The organism is Leucobacter chromiisoli, assembly GCF_016522505.1.
Lineage (GTDB): Bacteria > Actinomycetota > Actinomycetes > Actinomycetales > Microbacteriaceae > Leucobacter > Leucobacter chromiisoli.
In genome coordinates, this window is record NZ_JAEHOH010000040.1 from 1 (window position 1) to 1,057 (window position 1,057).

At 64.4% G+C, this 1,057-nt stretch carries 2 protein-coding genes; both read right to left on the reverse strand.

The window, feature by feature from the left end:
- Nucleotides 1–244, reverse strand: a 244-nt coding sequence (locus JD276_RS15690) for a hypothetical protein (protein ID WP_200116598.1), incomplete at its 3' end; no start/stop codon positions are given.
- Nucleotides 241–963 carry a hypothetical protein gene (locus JD276_RS15695; RefSeq protein WP_200116599.1) on the reverse strand — a complete coding sequence of 241 codons (723 nt, stop codon included), beginning with the start codon at nucleotides 961–963 and terminating at the stop codon, nucleotides 241–243. The genes JD276_RS15690 and JD276_RS15695, both read right to left, overlap by 4 nt.
- Nucleotides 964–1,057: the final 94 nt, after the last annotated feature.

Below are 1,057 nucleotides of genomic sequence, written 5' to 3' on the forward strand. Positions count from 1 at the left end.
CGGCAGCACGAGAACGTAGCCAGTCCCCGCCCCCATAAGCCCAGACCTCGTAAGCGGCACCCTCCGAGGGCCGCTTTAGAGCCGCCGCCGCCTCTTCGAGCGCCCTCGCCGCAGCCTCACGCTCGACGGATGCGAGCCACCCCGATGCTGCCGCCTGAGCCTCATCTGCGCTGGCACCCGCCATTACCGCGTTGCCTCTGATGTATGAGAGAACCTTGTCGGTCGTCGGTGTGTACTCGCTCATGTCAGTTTCCCTTCCTTGTACGCCTCACAGAGAGCACGGGCAATCCACCTGGAAGTCGCCGCATAGGGCAACTCGTCTGGGGTTGTCGCGTACTCGCCCTTGCGTAGCTCGTTGCGGATCACTTCGGCCACCTTCTCGGGATCGAGCACCGGCTGAGCGGCGAGGGCGTCAGTCAGACGGGCCACTGTCCGCGCATCCTCCTGAGCATCCACGTACAGCGCCATGCGCTCGATGAGTGCCTCACCCTCCGCGATCAACTTCTCGCGGTCGGGGCTCGGGGCGGGAGCCCAGCACGCCGCATGGTTGCAGTCCTCGCAGCATGCGTTCCCAGGGGCGCACCGTGAAAGCGGAGTGTCGCACGCAGGGCAGTCATCGAGCCCCTCGTCCTCGCTCGGCTCCTGCGGGGCGACACCAGCCGCGATGAGAGCAGCCCTCATCGATGCAACCTCCCCAGCATTGAACGCCGTGAGCGGCATCTTTATCTCGGGCAGCTTCCACCTTCTGCGGATCTCGTTCGCACTCGCATTCAGTGCAGCCAGCAGGCGCTCCTCTATGGGGTCGCCCACGAGCAGACCAGCAGCACGGAGCTTGCTCGCGATAGAGAGCACCTCGTGAGACTCCGGGCTCCACGCATCACCGAATAGTGTCGAGTCCGGCCACATGTCCTGTAGTGCTTCCGCTATCACCTGCTCGGCGGTCGGGTTAGGTGTGGTCGTCATGGTCTAGTCCCTCTGCAATCGTTCGAGAATCAGTCGTGCGGCCTTGTGCCAGACTCGAGCCGCGGGGTCGCCGAGTTCGCGACTGTTTCCGTTC

Coding starts and splice junctions, on each gene's coding strand:
- JD276_RS15695 (WP_200116599.1), bottom strand. CDS start 963: ATGACGACCACACCTAACCCGACCGCCGAGCAGGTGATAGCGGAAGCA.